General features: G+C 25.4%; 13 protein-coding genes. 9 read left to right on the top strand and 4 right to left on the bottom strand.

Annotated features, from left to right (window positions below):
* Positions 1-79 precede the first annotated feature (79 nt).
* Positions 80-595: a GNAT family N-acetyltransferase gene (locus T324_RS0100625; RefSeq protein ID WP_028328504.1), complete on the top strand. Its 516-nt coding sequence runs from the start codon at positions 80-82 to the stop codon at positions 593-595.
* 58 nt (positions 596-653) lie between these two features.
* Here the strand turns inward: T324_RS0100625 and trxA are convergent, their stop codons facing one another.
* A complete protein-coding gene (gene trxA, locus T324_RS0100620) occupies positions 654-971 on the bottom strand; it encodes a thioredoxin TrxA (protein WP_028328503.1) in 318 nt (105 codons plus the stop codon).
* 148 nt (positions 972-1,119) lie between these two features.
* Between trxA and T324_RS0100615 the strand changes: the two genes are divergently transcribed.
* The 4 genes from T324_RS0100615 to T324_RS16380 all read left to right on the top strand — a co-directional run bounded on the left by T324_RS0100615 (position 1,120) and on the right by T324_RS16380 (position 4,734).
* Complete coding sequence (locus T324_RS0100615; RefSeq protein WP_028328502.1) at positions 1,120-1,833, top strand: hypothetical protein; 714 nt, start codon at positions 1,120-1,122, stop codon at positions 1,831-1,833.
* A gap of 11 nt (positions 1,834-1,844) precedes the next feature.
* Complete coding sequence (locus T324_RS0100610; RefSeq protein ID WP_028328501.1) at positions 1,845-3,059, top strand: HsdM family class I SAM-dependent methyltransferase; 1,215 nt, start codon at positions 1,845-1,847, stop codon at positions 3,057-3,059.
* Positions 3,060-3,161: 102 nt separating this feature from the next.
* Positions 3,162-4,139, top strand: coding sequence for an AAA family ATPase (locus T324_RS0100605; protein ID WP_028328500.1), 978 nt, complete (start codon positions 3,162-3,164; stop codon positions 4,137-4,139).
* The gene (locus tag T324_RS16380) at positions 4,132-4,734 is read left to right on the top strand and encodes a DUF3226 domain-containing protein (RefSeq protein WP_051436759.1); all 603 of its coding nucleotides are present in this window, start codon (positions 4,132-4,134) and stop codon (positions 4,732-4,734) included. The genes T324_RS0100605 and T324_RS16380 overlap by 8 nt, the downstream gene beginning before the upstream one ends.
* A gap of 56 nt (positions 4,735-4,790) precedes the next feature.
* Here the strand turns inward: T324_RS16380 and T324_RS0100595 are convergent, their stop codons facing one another.
* Positions 4,791-5,687, bottom strand: a complete 897-nt coding sequence (locus tag T324_RS0100595; protein WP_028328499.1) for a patatin-like phospholipase family protein — start codon at positions 5,685-5,687, stop codon at positions 4,791-4,793.
* A 10-nt stretch (positions 5,688-5,697) separates the two neighbouring features.
* On the bottom strand, positions 5,698-7,185 hold the full coding sequence (locus T324_RS0100590; protein WP_028328498.1) for a hypothetical protein: 1,488 nt from the start codon (positions 7,183-7,185) through the stop codon (positions 5,698-5,700).
* Positions 7,186-7,348: 163 nt separating this feature from the next.
* Between T324_RS0100590 and T324_RS0100585 the strand changes: the two genes are divergently transcribed.
* Entirely contained in the window at positions 7,349-9,598 is a 2,250-nt protein-coding gene (locus T324_RS0100585; protein ID WP_028328497.1) for a methyl-accepting chemotaxis protein, read from the top strand.
* A gap of 265 nt (positions 9,599-9,863) precedes the next feature.
* Positions 9,864-12,122, top strand: coding sequence for a methyl-accepting chemotaxis protein (locus T324_RS0100580; RefSeq protein WP_028328496.1), 2,259 nt, complete (start codon positions 9,864-9,866; stop codon positions 12,120-12,122).
* A 7-nt stretch (positions 12,123-12,129) separates the two neighbouring features.
* Here the strand turns inward: T324_RS0100580 and T324_RS0100575 are convergent, their stop codons facing one another.
* Positions 12,130-12,690, bottom strand: a complete 561-nt coding sequence (locus T324_RS0100575) for a DUF4416 family protein (RefSeq protein WP_028328495.1) — start codon at positions 12,688-12,690, stop codon at positions 12,130-12,132.
* Positions 12,691-12,801: 111 nt separating this feature from the next.
* Here T324_RS0100575 and deoD point away from each other — a divergent pair, with 111 nt between their 5' ends.
* Together deoD and aroF are read left to right on the top strand one after the other, a co-directional pair.
* The gene (deoD, locus tag T324_RS0100570; RefSeq protein WP_028328494.1) at positions 12,802-13,500 is read left to right on the top strand and encodes a purine-nucleoside phosphorylase; all 699 of its coding nucleotides are present in this window, start codon (positions 12,802-12,804) and stop codon (positions 13,498-13,500) included.
* A 341-nt stretch (positions 13,501-13,841) separates the two neighbouring features.
* Positions 13,842-14,885, top strand: a complete 1,044-nt coding sequence (aroF, locus tag T324_RS0100565; RefSeq protein ID WP_028328493.1) for a 3-deoxy-7-phosphoheptulonate synthase — start codon at positions 13,842-13,844, stop codon at positions 14,883-14,885.
* Positions 14,886-15,057 lie beyond the last annotated feature (172 nt).

Below are 15,057 nucleotides of genomic sequence, written 5' to 3'. Positions count from 1 at the left end.
TATTTAAGTATTGATATAAGTTTTATAGATTATATATTTAATGAAGTTAACAGTCAATATATAAAAAAGAGGTATTATTATGTTTATTGATATTAAAGAAAATATTTTTTATTCAAAAGATATATCTATGATGATGTCAGAGGCTTTTGGAAATACTTATAGTGAAAGTACTGCAATTGATATTATAAATAATTCATTTATTTCTATTGGATATATTGAAAATGATGTATTAATAGGGTATGCAGGACTTTTGAAAATGTATTCTTATATAACATTAGAACTGCATCCTTTAGTTATAAAAGAAGGTTACAGAAATATGGGTATAGGAACAAAGCTGCTTAAAGAGGCTGAAAGAATGGCTAAAGAAAAAAATGCATTAAATATTATGCTTGGTTCTGATGATGAATACTGTAAAACTAATCTGCATGAATTTGATTTTAATAATACATATATAGGAGATATAATTAAAAACATAAAAAATATTAACAATCATCCTTATGAGTTTTATCAAAAGAATGGATATAAAATAGTTGGAATTTTTCCAAATGCTAATGGAATAGGAAAACCTGATGTTTGGTTATGGAAGCAATTATAGATATTAATTAAAAAAGGGACTTAAAAAAGTCCCTTTATTTCAAAAATAATAATCAATATTATAGCATACTATCTACCATAGCTTTAATGTTTTCAATAGTAGCTTCTTCTTTAGTAACTTCTTTAACTTTAGCACCATCTTTGTAGATAGCAATAGTAGGAAGTCCTAAAATTTTCTCACGAATAGCTAATCTTCTAGCTTTAGAAGTGTTGAAAGAATAGAATGGAACTTTACCTTCATATTGTTTAGCTAATTCATGTACATGAGGCATTAATGCTTTACAAGGCTCACAAGTATCGCCGAAATAGTCAACTAAGCATAATTCTTTAGAATTTATTACTTTTTCATCAAAATTATCTTTATCTAATTCTTGCATTATAAAACTCCATAAATATATTTTTATAATATACATTATATAAAAAATATGTCGTTAGTCAAGTAAAAATATGATTAATTTTTAAATAAATCCTTATTATAATGATATTATACTTGAAAATATTTAATTTTTTATATATATTAAGCGGATGCTCAGTGAAATATTTATAGATATTAAAAAAAACAAGAAAGAATGGCTGAAAAGCAAAGAGGGGAATGAATTTGAAGACAGATTTGAAACCTCTTTGAAACGTCATGGATTTAATAGACGTATGCATGATGATAAGGATATGAAAAATATACTTTCGTCTATAAAGAGTGATATTTTAGATAAAAGTTCTGATAAAGTAATTGATAATATTTATGTTTTAGAAGATAAGAGTATGGAGAACTGCTTTATATGCCAGCCTTATGGCAGTCAGAATTTTCCAGATTTTCTAATATTTACAGCTAAAAAAATTATAGCTATAGAAATAAAATACAGCAGCGGTAAATCATCTAGTCCTATGTGGAATAGCAATCTTCCTAAATCTAATGCTATTTATATATTTGGTTCTTACGGCAGGGGAGATGTTACTTTCTTTATAGGAGATGATGTGCTTCCTATGAATGAGAGAAATGAATTAATATCGTTTTTTGAAGAGATAAAGAAACTAGAAGATAATTTTAAAAATAAAATGAAAAAAGAAAGCAAGAATAATTTATTTGCATATAAATTTGATAGAGGATTTAATGTTTATGTTAGACGTGCTTATGAACAGAATAAAACTATAAATGAAAATGCAAAAATAGATTATTTTTTACATGAAGATAGAATAAAATGTGAAAATAATGTAATAGATTTTTGTGCTACTTTGGATTAAGAGAATTATATATGTTAGAAGACTATACTAAAGAAAGTATTGACTATTTAAAAAATACTGATATAGAAAAAAGAAAAAAATTAGGGCAATACTTCACGCCTAAAACTATAAGAGATTTGCTTTTAAAAGAATTAACATCTATTTCAGAAAAAAAAGATAATGCTAAAATACTTGATCCAGCATGCGGAAGCGGAGAGTTTCTTTTGTCATGTAATGAATATTTTGAAAATCCTAAATTATACGGTTTTGATATTGATGAGAGTTTAGTTGCTATATCCAAAAAATTGATAAATAATGCTAATATAAAATGCTTGGATACTTTGAAGCTTGATACTGATAAATCTATTAGATATGATTATGTTATTGGAAATCCTCCATATTTTGAATTCAAGCCCGATAAAGAATTAAAGAAAAAACATTCTGATATAATAAGCGGAAGAGTTAACATATTTTCTATATTTATAAAATTAGGTTTAGATCTTTTAGAAGACGGAGGATATTTAGCTTATGTCGTGCCTCCTTCTATGAATAATGGAGCTTTTTTCAGCAAGTTAAGAGAATATATAATGAATCATGGCAGTATTGAATATTTGAATATTGTTGAAGGTTCTGATAATTTTTATATGGCTAATCAAAAGGTTATGCTTTTAATACTCAAAAAAACTAATACTCATAAAAATAAAAAATATATATTCTCAAAAAATGATATTACAATATTTACAGAGGATAAAGCATTTTTAAATAAAGCATATAAAGATACTATAAGTTTAAAAGAAATAGGCTATGAGGTAAAAACAGGAAGCATTGCTTGGAATAAATATAGAGAAAATCTAACAGACGATAAAAATAATGCTATACCTCTTATATATTCATCTAATATAGTTGATGGAAAAATAGTTATACCAAATAAAAGAAAACTTCAGTATATAAAAAATATTTCAAAAGATTTAATAATAAAAAACAATGTTATAGCTGTTAATAGAATAACAGGCTCCCATAAAAACATTAATATAAAAGCAGCTATAGTAAAAGAAAAAGAATTTGTATGCGAGAACCATGTTAATATAATATATCCTCTAAGCAGTTATAATAAAAATTACACATTGGAATATATTTATAATGCCTTAAATGATGAAAATAATATAAAGGTATTGAGTCTTATAACAGGCAATACTCAAATATCAAAAACAGAATTAGAAAGACTGCTTCCTATAAAGATTATTTAAATGTAATCTATATATTTTTTATTTATCAAATATATATTGTATCTTGACAATAATAATTCTAAAACATAAAATTGATTTTATGTAAAATATTAAGAGGCAGTAATGGAAAATCATTTTGTTAAAAACATATCTTTTGAAAATTTTAAATGCTTTAAAAAATTAGAATTTGATGGTTTTAAAAGAGTTAATTTAATAGGCGGACAGAACAATGTAGGAAAAACTTCTTTTATGGAAGGAGTTAATCTTTCAGTATATTCAGAAGATGCTTTGAAGCTTCATATTAATATGAGACAAATGATTAAAAGCAGACAAAATAATGATATTGATATAGATTTTTTTTATAATGATGAATATATTATCAATATTAAAACTAATAATAAAAATGTAAAAATAATATATATAAAAGATCCTTCAAAAGAAAACAGAATGATTACTACTCCTTATTTTAATTTAATTGTTGGTTATAGTGAATTTGAATTAGATATATACGATTTTTGTAATGATAAAATTATAATTAAAGATGATTATCATTTTATACATTCTTTTAAAGCTGATGAAGAATATATTGCATCTTTATATGGTCAATTAACTAATTTAGGTAAAGAAGATTATATTGATAATTCATTAAAAATATTTGATGAAAATATTATTGGTATTAGACAAATTTTTAATAATAATAAAGTAACATTGAAATTAAAATTAAAAGACAGAGAGAAGCCTGTTTTATTATCTTCATTTGGTGAGGGTATAAATAGATATATTGCTATAATTTGTGCTATATGGGCTAGTAAGGACGGATATTTATTTATTGATGAAATAGAAAACGGCATACATTATACAAATTATCCTAAGTTATGGAAATTAATTTTTGATATATCCAAAGAGGCTAATTGTCAGGTATTTGCAGCTACTCATTCAAAGGAATGTATAGAGGCTTTTAATAAAGAAAACAAAGACAATGATGGATTATATTTAGAGTTTTATAGAAACAAAAAAACAGGTCTTATCAATATAAAAGACAGAGATAATGAGCAGCTGGGATATGCACTTCTCAATAATGGAGAGTTTAGGGGTGAATAATTTAATAATAGTTGAAAGTAAGAATGATAAATTTTTTATAGAAAGATTAATTGAATATTATAATATTAATAATGTGAATGTTCAATGTATTTGTGAATTTGAATGTTTAGAAGGCATAAACAACCTTAATAAAAAACTAAAAGATATAAAATTTGATAAATACGATAGAATAGGCATTATTTTAGATGCTGACAGAGAAGGCATAGATAAAAGAATTGAGTTTATAAATAATGCTTTAAAAAAAGTATGTGATGATGTGGAGCTTACATCAATAAATAAATTAGAAAAATCTTCTAAACTCGATGTTGATTTTGCATGTTATATTATGAATGTAAATGGATATGGTGAATTAGAAACAGTATTAAAATCAATAAAAAAATCTGACTCTGTTTTTGCTGACTGTTTAGAGAGTTGGAGAGAATGTTTAAAAGTCCATAATAAAAATATAAGCGATAAAGATTTTGATAAGTTCTATATAAATAATTATATTAGATTTGATACTTGTAATAAATATGAACAGAAACAATCTAGTAAATACTGCAGTTTTGAGTATGCTATGAAAAAAGATATATGGGATTTAGATAATAATATTTAAATGATTTAAAAGAATTTTTATATATTTTAAACAATTAGCTGAAATAAATATTTAATTTATTTTTCATCATTAATTCTTAGATTATCTATAGCATCATGTAGTTTGTCTTTTAATTGTTTATTTCTTATTTTATTATTAAGTTCATCTTTATACATTCTGCTGTTGTTTTCCATTATTTCCAGCTGAGTTTTTCCCATCGCAGATACTTGCTCTAATAATTTTTTTGCATCATTATATCCCTCTTCAAGACGCATTCTAGCGCCTTCAAGAGAAAAATCCATAGCACCGCTAAAAAAGTCTCCTATATCTTTACTAGGCACTATTTCATAAACTTTGAAATTTTTATTTTTTTCTATAGCAGCATCTTTATATAAATTAATAGCTATTATTTCATCACAATCTTCATTATATAGGGGTGTTATAGGCAGATTATTACCATGTAGTATTTCAACTCCTCCGTCTATATAATTTGTTCCGCCTATGTTTTGTCTTCCAAATATTAAAGGTATTGCACTTGTTGCCATCATAATTTCTTTTATTTCTTTATGACTTTTACCATTCAATTTAAAATATTCAATATTTATTTTTTTTAAATTTACTGCAGCAGCATATATGGAATGTTTGTAATTTGAAATAATATCTATATTTAAATATTTCTCAATTATTTCTATTAAACCTTCTCTTGTAAATATACCATGAGAGGATATAAAATTATTATTTTTATCTATTTTCTTTTTGGAAAGTATTTTATCTTCTATTTCATTAGTCCAAATATATTCTGCTATATCATAATTATTTTGAGCGATTAAGCAGGCATTGAGTACTCCTACAGAGGTACCTGAAATTACAGTAATCATTTCATCTACTTTATATTCTCTTAAAGCTTTCCAAACGCCAATTTGATAGCTTCCAAGTCCTCCTCCTCCTCCTAAAACTAAACCTATTTTTTTCATAGAAAAGCTCCTATATTTTACTTAAATATACTCCCCAAAAATCATTTATAAAATCTAAATATTCTTTTTTATTTTTATCAGGTGTTTTTTCTAATTTTTTCTCTATCTTATCTTTATACTGTTTAATTTTTTGGTATTGATATTTTAATTTTTGCTTATATTTATATATTTCTTTATTTGATGAATAGGAGTCAAAATATTTATTTAAATATTTTAATGTATTCTCATAATCCTTTCTTATTAGATATATTTTTGCTATTTCTTTATAACATATTGGAGCATCATATTTTTTAGTTTGTATTATTAGAAGTTTATACATACTTTCTATTTTTATTTCATTTGCTTTTTTATTATTTCCTTTTGAAAGTATTATGTCGCATTCTCTTATTGATTTTTTATATTTTTTTTCTTTTAAATATTTTTCAGCAAGCTCTAGTCTGTCATTTATGTTAATTGCTATAGTGTTTATTGGAAGCTGAGTCTTTTTAGATGTTAATTTTAGTTCATTCATTATAAGAATTATAAGTTCATAATTATTTATTTCAGAATTATAATCAAAATTTGATATATTGATTCCATATTCACTTATTAAGTTTAATTTTATATCATTGATATTATCATTATATTTGCTTAAGGCATTAATAATATATTTTTCTTCATTATCTAATTTATATATCTTTTTAGCACCGCTTAATATTGGTATTACATATTCTGGAATTTCAATTTCATTTGTATTTTCCATAAGTTTATTTATAAATATTGGCTTCTCTATTAATTTTTTATATATATATATTATTTTTGTATTTTGATTTATATTTATATTAAAATCTGTAAGTATAGCCTTTATCATATAAATATGTTCTCTTGATATTGCATCCTCATTACTATTTGAATAACATATTTTTGAAAACATATCATTACTTAGACAGATAATTTTTTCTATACAGTCCATATCTGTATATTTTATTTCATTGAATTCTAATATATTTGCTGAGGCTTTGAATTCTAATAGTTGTATTTTTCTTTCTAAAGAGTCTATTCTGTTTGATTCATTGTTTATTTTATTTAATATATAATTGAAAGACTCTCTTACATTTATGCATATACTTAGAAGTTCCTCTTCTATATTTTTTTCTATATTATTTAATTTATTATTAATATATATAAGACCTTCATAGGTTATCTTATTCTGTTTAGCCAAATAGTCTATCATTTTTAAAGATGCATTTTTTACTATAGCATAATTATAGTCAATTTCACCTCTTATTTTTCTATTTTGTCCTGTTATAGAATTGAATATATTTTTAAAAAATCCCTGATTAGCTAAAAATTCTGTTCTAGATTTTCCGGCACTTAAAGATGATACCGCTTCTATTGTTAATTCCGTTAATTTTGCTGAGTTATATTCATATTCTTTTATATTGTTTAGTATAAATTCTTCTATTATTGTTTTATCTTTTTCATCTATTTCATTTTCATAAGGTATCATTAAACTCATAATAACTCCAATTAACATAAATGATAAAGTGAACTACTGTATTATACAATTTATTTTATTTTTATACAATTAGATTATTATAGACAGGTTATTCATTTTTCTAATTGATTTTATTTGTTAATGTGATATAATACCTTACAAATTTTATAATAAGGGTTAAAAAATGAAACTTAATAGTTTAACATTTAAAATACCGCTTATTATGGGACTTTCTATTACATTATCAATATTGGTAATAACTATTATAATGTTTCTAATATCATTGAAGTCTGTTGATATAGCGGCTCAAAATGGATTTGAATCAACAGCTGTTGCTTATGAAAGTGCAGCTAATCTATGGATAGAACAACAACAATCTATAGTAGATACTTTTTCTACTAATGACAGTGTGGTAAATTATTTGCTAAATCCAAATGAGGAGAATACAATATTAGCAAGAAATGCTTTGGTATCATTTAAAAATTATAGAAAGTCATCTCTTCACTTTGTTATATTAAATACAGAAGGTAAGGCTTTATTAGATTCTGATAATGATTCATTAATCAATTACAATCAAGGAATAGATCCTGATTTTTATATGTATAATGAAAATTTGAAGAATGAGAAAATGGGAGTATCAAAATCATATATAACAGGAAAACCAGTATTTAAAATGTATTCTGATATAAATGATGCTAATGGAAATATAATAGGAATTTTGTCTTATCATATAGATTTGGCAGATTTTATGCGTCATTCAATAGCTAATTATAATATAGGCAAAACTGGAAATATTATGATAGTAGATGAAGATAAGAATATTATTGCACATATTGATGAAACTAAAATATTAACTAATATAAAAGATTTTAAACCGCTTGATAATATGACTGAATTAAAGACAGGAATAAAGCATTTTAGAGGTGATGATGGATATCTTTATATGATGTATTTTAATCCTATTATTTATCCTCATTGGTATATTGTAGTTACAATAGGGGAAAGAGAGCTTTATGCTCCTGTAAAATTTATGCTTATACTTCCTTTAATAGTAAGTGTTATTTTGATAGTGTTTTCTATAGTTATAGTTTGGTTATTTTCCAACAGTTTAATAAAACCATTAAATATTGTTGTAAAAGAAGCAGAATTAATAGCTAACGGTAATCTTACAAATGTTATAATGGATAAATATTTAAATAGAAAAGATGAAATAGGAGACATTTTAAATAGTTTCAGTAAAATGAAAATAGTTATAAAAGATATTATTAAAGTTGTCAATTCTAATATATCTCATACAAAGAGAACAGCATATACTCTTTACTATTCTAATAAAGATCTGTCTGACAGAACAACATCTCAGGCAATTGATATAAATCAGACAAGTGTTTCTATGAAAAATATATCATCAGCTATAGAAGAATCAACAAGCAATATAAAATCAATAAGCGATAGTATGATAAATGCTAGAAATGATATATCAGATGCAGGTTCTATTATAAATGATACAGCTAGAAATACATCTCTCGTTTTTGAATCTAGTAAAAAAATAGGAGATATAATTAAAATAATAGAAGATATAGCATTTCAAACTAATATACTTGCTTTAAATGCTTCTGTTGAGGCAGCACGTGCTGGAGAGCAGGGAAGAGGTTTTGCTGTTGTAGCTTCAGAGGTTAGAAACTTGGCTCAAAGTACTTCTGAATCTGCTAAAAACATTACTTCTTTAATAGAAGATAGTAATGATAAAATTAGAAAAGCAACAGATTCTGCTAATATGTCTCAGAAATTATTTTCTGATATAGAAAAAAAGATAGAGAGTACAACTGCTATTATGGAAAATATGGTTAATACAATGCATAAACAAGAAGAGGATGTACATAAAATAAATACATCTATGCTTAATATAGATTCTAAAACTAGAGAAAATGCTCATCTTGTAGATTTGATGAAAACTTCTTCGAGTGAACTTGAAAAACAGACTAATGATTTTTTCAGTGCTATGAGCTTTTTTAAAACTGGTGTGAGACGTTTAGAATGGTCTGATCATTATAATACAAATAACTCTTATATTGATGAACAGCATATGAATTTAGTAAATTTTATTAATGATATATATTCAGCTATATATGAGGATGATTTTGAAAGAGTAAAGAATGTTTTTAATATGACTTTAGATTATACTAAATATCATTTTTCTGATGAGGAAAAATTTCAAGAAGAAAATTCTGATAAATATAAAAAGATAAAGGAGCATTTTGAGCAGCATAGAAATTTTGAATCTTTGGTGACAGCAAAACTAAAGGAACTTGATTCAACAAATGATTGGAAAGTTACTGCATCTGATATGGCTGATATATTAAGTAAATGGCTTATTCAACATATTGGTGTATGGGATAAAGAGTTTGTAAAGATTGCTGGAATATATGACAAATAATTTATATCATAGTCTAAATTGTATTATATCTTATACTTTTATATATTATTTTATTAAAAACTATTAAGTTTTAGCAATTTTTTTTGAATTTTTTAAAAGTTTTGTTATTATTATTACGTAAAATAATAAATTTTTTTTATGACAATGTTTTTTACTAATTATTATATTTAAATAATATTTATTACTTATAAGCTATAATTATTATATTGAAATTATTTTTATAAGTGATATTATTTATAATATAATAGTATTACGGGGATAAGAAATGAAAATATATAGTCTAAGGTTTAAAATACCTTTTTTATTCATTACTACAATAATATTGTCTATATTTTTAAGTATTTCCATTGTATTATTTTTTAGCATGAGATCTATTGACAATGCCGTTAATAATGGTTTTGAATCTACATCTATTTCATATAAAAATCTTATTACATTATGGTTGGAAGATAATAACTCATCTATGGCTAATTTTGTTACATCCGAATCATTAATAACTTTTCTTCAAAATCCAGGAGATACTAATTTAAGATTAAGAGCAGAAGAAGCTTTAAAGTATTTTAAAAGTTCAAGAGATTCATTTGTTAATTTTATAGTATTGGATTTAAATGGAAGAGCCATAATAGATTCTGAAAATGGAATTTTAAATAATGTTTATATGGATCAAAATGATGAAGGATGGAAAAAATTTGTTTCATCAGGATATAATTCCGGAGGAGAAAATAGCATAGCAAAATCTGTAGCTACTGGAAATCCTACTTATAGAATATGGAGAGGTGTAAAAGATAGTACAGGTAAAACTATAGGTGTATTGACTGGAAATGTAGATTGGGGTTATTTAATAGATAGATTTATAGTTAATACTAAAATAGGTACAAGTGGAAAACTATCTATTATAGATAGTTCAAAAAAGATTTTAGCAGATCAGGATAAAACAAAATTATTGACTACTTCTGATGAAGCAATTTATGATGAAGTTATAAAAAACAAGAATGGAATCACTCATTACAAATCAGAAGATAAGCAAAAGTATTTAATATCATATTATAATATAGATAATACAGAATGGTATATTATAATAACTATGTTAGAAAAAGAATTGTATTCTTCTTTATCTGCTACATTTTTATTTTCAATATTATTTTGTATAGTTATAATATTGATTGTCACTACCATTATAGTTTTATTTACTAGAAGATTGACATCTCCATTAAAAGAAGCATTAAGAGTTGCTAATTTAATTTCTACAGGTGATTTAACTTTTAGTATTAATGATAAATATTTCAAGAGAAGAGATGAAGTAGGAGAACTTATAAAAAGTTTTGATAATATGAAAAGCTCTATAAGAGATATTATAGATGTTGCCAATTCTAATGTCGCTTTGACAAAAAGAACTGCTTATTCTCTTTCTTATTCAAATAAGGATTTGGCAAGTAGAACATTAAGTCAGGCAGCTGATTTGGAAAAGACAGCAGAAGCTACAGAGGAAATTTCTAGTACAATAAGAAAAACAGCAGATAATGCATCTATAATTAATGATATGATGATAAATGCTAGAAATGCTGTTGAGGAAGCTGGAAGTATAATTGCTGAGACTGCACAAAATACAAGTCAGGCTTTTGAATATAGCCAGAAAATAAGCGGTTTGGTAAAGTTTATTGAAGATATAGCATTTCAAACTAATATACTTGCTTTAAATGCTTCTGTTGAGGCAGCTCGTGCTGGGGAACAAGGAAGAGGTTTTGCAGTTGTAGCTTCGGAAGTTAGAAATTTGGCACAGACAACACAAAGCTCTGTTAATAATATTACATCTTTTATTTCTGAAAGTAATGAGAAAGTGAAAAAAGCAACTGACTCAGCTAATATGTCCAGAACTTTATTTGAAGATATTGAGAATAAAATAGAAGAGACTACAAGAGTTATTGCTGATATGGCTAATACTACAAAAGAGCAGTTAATAGGTATAGATAGTATAAATAATGCTATGTCTAATATGGATGCACAAACTCAAGGTAATAGTTCATTGGTTTCATCAATGCATGAATCTTCTAAAGAACTTGAACAGCAAATGGAAGAATTATCTAATGCTATGAGTTTCTTCAAATTGGGGGCTAGAAAATTAGAATGGCTTGATCAATATTATACTCACAATAAAGTTATAGATGGACAACATGTTCAAATAATAGAGTATGCTAATAAAGTGCATTCCGCGTTATATAATGGTGTTAAAGAAGATGTTGATGAGGCATTTAAGGGTGCTATTAATTATACAAAATACCATTTTTCTGAAGAACAAAAGATACAAATGGAACATAAGGATAAATACCATAAGATAAAAGAACATTTTGAAGAGCATAGAAAATTTGAAAAAGCTATAGATGATCAATATAAAGCATTTAAATCTAGCAATGATTGGCATAAAGTGGCCATTGATTTTGCTGAACTTTTAGCAAAACTTTTGATAGAGCATATTGGTGTATGGGATAAAGAGTTTGTAAAAATTGCTGGAATAAAAGATTCATAATTATGCTTTAATTGTTCCAGTTAGAACCAAATGGAGAGCTTTCTATAAGTCTATTATAGAACAGCTCTCTTATTTTATTTAAAAAAGTTTTAGTTTCATTACTTGAATAATCAGCATAAGTCCATTCTAATTCTGTATATCCTTTTTTCTTTTTGTATATTAGAGTTAAATCTGCAAACACTCCATCTTTCAAATATATTCTATGTGTAAAATTTTTATTGGTTACTAGAATAAAATTTTCTAATGTCAATATTGCTGGGTCGATATTAATTCTGCGGTTTTTATAATTATCTAAATACTCTTTTTCTATATTATCCGTAATTCTTTTTACATTACTTATATAATCTCTTTCTATCATGTTATTGAATACTATAAATCTTTTGTTTAAAGATTCTCCCATTTCTTCTTTGTAGTAAATGGAATGTGAGAATAAGTATTCATCGCTAATAACTTCGATATTTCCAAAATTATTTATAAGTTTTTCTAATGCCGAATTATACACATTAATATCATTATACATTAATGCCATAACAAGCACAGCTTTAGATTGTTTTAATACTTTACTCATGTTATTATATTACATTATTTTCATTTATATTCAATATCTATTTACTTGATATAAACTATATTATGCTTATAATGTAAAAAAAAATAATTTAATTGAAAGGAGATTTGAAGTATGTCTACACCTCATATAGGAGCGAATAAGGGTGATATTGCAGAAACTATACTTTTACCTGGTGATCCTCTAAGAGCTAAATTTATAGCTGAAAATTTTTTAGAAAATGTTAGTCAATATAATCCAGTTAGAAATATGTTTGGATTTACTGGCACATATAAAGGAAAAAAAGTTTCTGTTCAAGGTACTGGAATGGGTATGCCGTCATGCGGTATTTATACTTATGAGCTTATACACTTTTATGGATGTAAAAATTTGATACGTATTGGTACAGCTGGTGCTATATCTGATAAACTTCATATTGGAGATTTAGTTATTGGTATGGGAGCATGCACTGATTCTAATTATGCATCTCAATATGAACTTCCTGGTACTTATGCTCCAATAGCTAGTTATGAATTGCTTAGAAAGGCAGTTAATAAAGCTGATGAAATGAAAATAAATTATCATGTAGGAAATATAGTTTCATCTGATGTATTTTATGGAGCAAACAATGCAACATCTAAATGGGCTAAAATGGGAGTACTAGCTGTTGAAATGGAAGCTGCAGCTTTGTATATGAATGCTGCTTATGCAGGAGTTAATGCTCTTTGTATAGTAACTATTTCTGACTCTTTAGTTACTGGAGAAGCTACTACTGCTGAACAAAGAGAGAAAACTTTTACTAATATGATGGAAGTTGCTTTATCTTTAGCTTAAATTATAGTTATTATAAAAATAAGTATATAAAATATTTAATATATACTTATTTTTTATAATAATATTTTGCTTATAAAAATCAATTATATATAATTATAAATTATTGCTTTTTAAATTAAAAAAATAAAATATCATTTGACTTTTTTATTTTTTAATATAGAATTAAAATTATGAAAGGTAATTTATTTTCAAATAATTTTAAAAGCATCTACGCTTATTACTTCTTCTATTATGGCGTTTAAGACGCCAGAGTATCTATTTTTCTATTTTAAAACAAACATACATTTTTAATTTAATCAATATTAATTATCTACTATTAATCACTTAAGGAGAATTATATTATGATAGTTGTGATGAAACCAAATGCTAAAGAGGAGCATGTAAATAACATTGTAAAAAGACTAGAGACTGCAGGTCTTGGAATACATAAAAGTATCGGTGTTGATTATACAATAATAGGAATGGTAGGCGATACTTCTAAAATAGATAGAGATTTAATATCATCTTTACCTGGAGTATCAAAAGTATTAAAAGTTCAAGAACCATTTAAAAGAGCAAATAGAGCTTTTAAAAAAGAAGATACCATAGTTGATGTAAGCGGAGTAAAAATAGGTGAGGGAAGACCTACAATTATTGCTGGTCCTTGTTCTGTTGAAAGTGAAGAACAATTAATAAGTATAGCTAAGAGTGTTAAAGCAGCAGGAGCTTCAATACTTAGAGGAGGGGCTTTCAAACCAAGAACATCTCCTTATGCTTTTCAAGGATTAGCACTTGACGGATTAAAAATATTGAAACTTGCAAAAGAAGAAGTTTTAATACCTATAGTTAGTGAAATAGTATCTATAAGACATTTAGAAGAATTTGATAATACTGTGGATATGATTCAAATTGGTGCAAGAAACATGCAGAATTTTGAACTTTTAAAGGAGGTAGGAAAATTAAAAAAACCAGTTCTATTAAAAAGAGGTTTGGCAAATACAATAGAAGAATGGCTCATGAGTGCTGAATATATACTTAATCAAGGAAATGAAAATGTAGTATTATGCGAACGCGGTATAAGAACTTTTGAAACTTATACTAGAAATACTTTTGATGTTTCAGCTATACCTGCTATAAAGCGTTTAAGTCATTTACCTGTTATAGGAGATCCTTCTCATGCAAGCGGCAAATCGTGGATGGCGCTTCCTCTAACTTTGGCTGCTATTTCTGCAGGTGCTGATGGTATGATAATAGAAGTGCATAATGATCCTGAACATGCTTTATGTGATGGTGCTCAGTCTATAAAGCCTGATATTTTTCAAGATATAATGGAATCTGTTAATATGATATCTGATACAGTTGATAAGATTAAAGAAAAGCATAACGGAAGAGTTTACACTAAATAATATTTTACTTAATTATATATTCTAATCAATATCACAATAGATAAATGATTTTATTTATCTATTGTGATTATATTTTTTATGTATATTTGACATTTTTATATATTAGAATTATAATAAATAGATGAATAGTATAACAGCAAACAGCAAACAGCAAACAGCAAACAGCAAACAG

Origin of the sequence: Brachyspira alvinipulli ATCC 51933 (assembly GCF_000518245.1) — a bacterium.
Lineage (GTDB): Bacteria > Spirochaetota > Brachyspiria > Brachyspirales > Brachyspiraceae > Brachyspira > Brachyspira alvinipulli.
This window is presented reverse-complemented; position numbering and strand designations above follow the sequence as displayed.

What these genes read in the sequence shown, in the direction of transcription:
- T324_RS0100625 (WP_028328504.1), top strand. Translation starts at nt 80, where the DNA reads ATGTTTATTGATATTAAAGAAAATATTTTTTATTCAAAAGATATATCT.
- trxA (WP_028328503.1), bottom strand. Translation starts at nt 971, where the DNA reads ATGCAAGAATTAGATAAAGATAATTTTGATGAAAAAGTAATAAATTCT.
- T324_RS0100615 (WP_028328502.1), top strand. Translation starts at nt 1,120, where the DNA reads ATGCTCAGTGAAATATTTATAGATATTAAAAAAAACAAGAAAGAATGG.
- T324_RS0100610 (WP_028328501.1), top strand. Translation starts at nt 1,845, where the DNA reads ATGTTAGAAGACTATACTAAAGAAAGTATTGACTATTTAAAAAATACT.
- T324_RS0100605 (WP_028328500.1), top strand. Translation starts at nt 3,162, where the DNA reads ATGGAAAATCATTTTGTTAAAAACATATCTTTTGAAAATTTTAAATGC.
- T324_RS0100595 (WP_028328499.1), bottom strand. Translation starts at nt 5,687, where the DNA reads ATGAAAAAAATAGGTTTAGTTTTAGGAGGAGGAGGAGGACTTGGAAGC.
- T324_RS0100590 (WP_028328498.1), bottom strand. Translation starts at nt 7,185, where the DNA reads ATGAGTTTAATGATACCTTATGAAAATGAAATAGATGAAAAAGATAAA.
- T324_RS0100585 (WP_028328497.1), top strand. Translation starts at nt 7,349, where the DNA reads ATGAAACTTAATAGTTTAACATTTAAAATACCGCTTATTATGGGACTT.
- T324_RS0100580 (WP_028328496.1), top strand. Translation starts at nt 9,864, where the DNA reads ATGAAAATATATAGTCTAAGGTTTAAAATACCTTTTTTATTCATTACT.
- T324_RS0100575 (WP_028328495.1), bottom strand. Translation starts at nt 12,690, where the DNA reads ATGAGTAAAGTATTAAAACAATCTAAAGCTGTGCTTGTTATGGCATTA.
- deoD (WP_028328494.1), top strand. Translation starts at nt 12,802, where the DNA reads ATGTCTACACCTCATATAGGAGCGAATAAGGGTGATATTGCAGAAACT.
- aroF (WP_028328493.1), top strand. Translation starts at nt 13,842, where the DNA reads ATGATAGTTGTGATGAAACCAAATGCTAAAGAGGAGCATGTAAATAAC.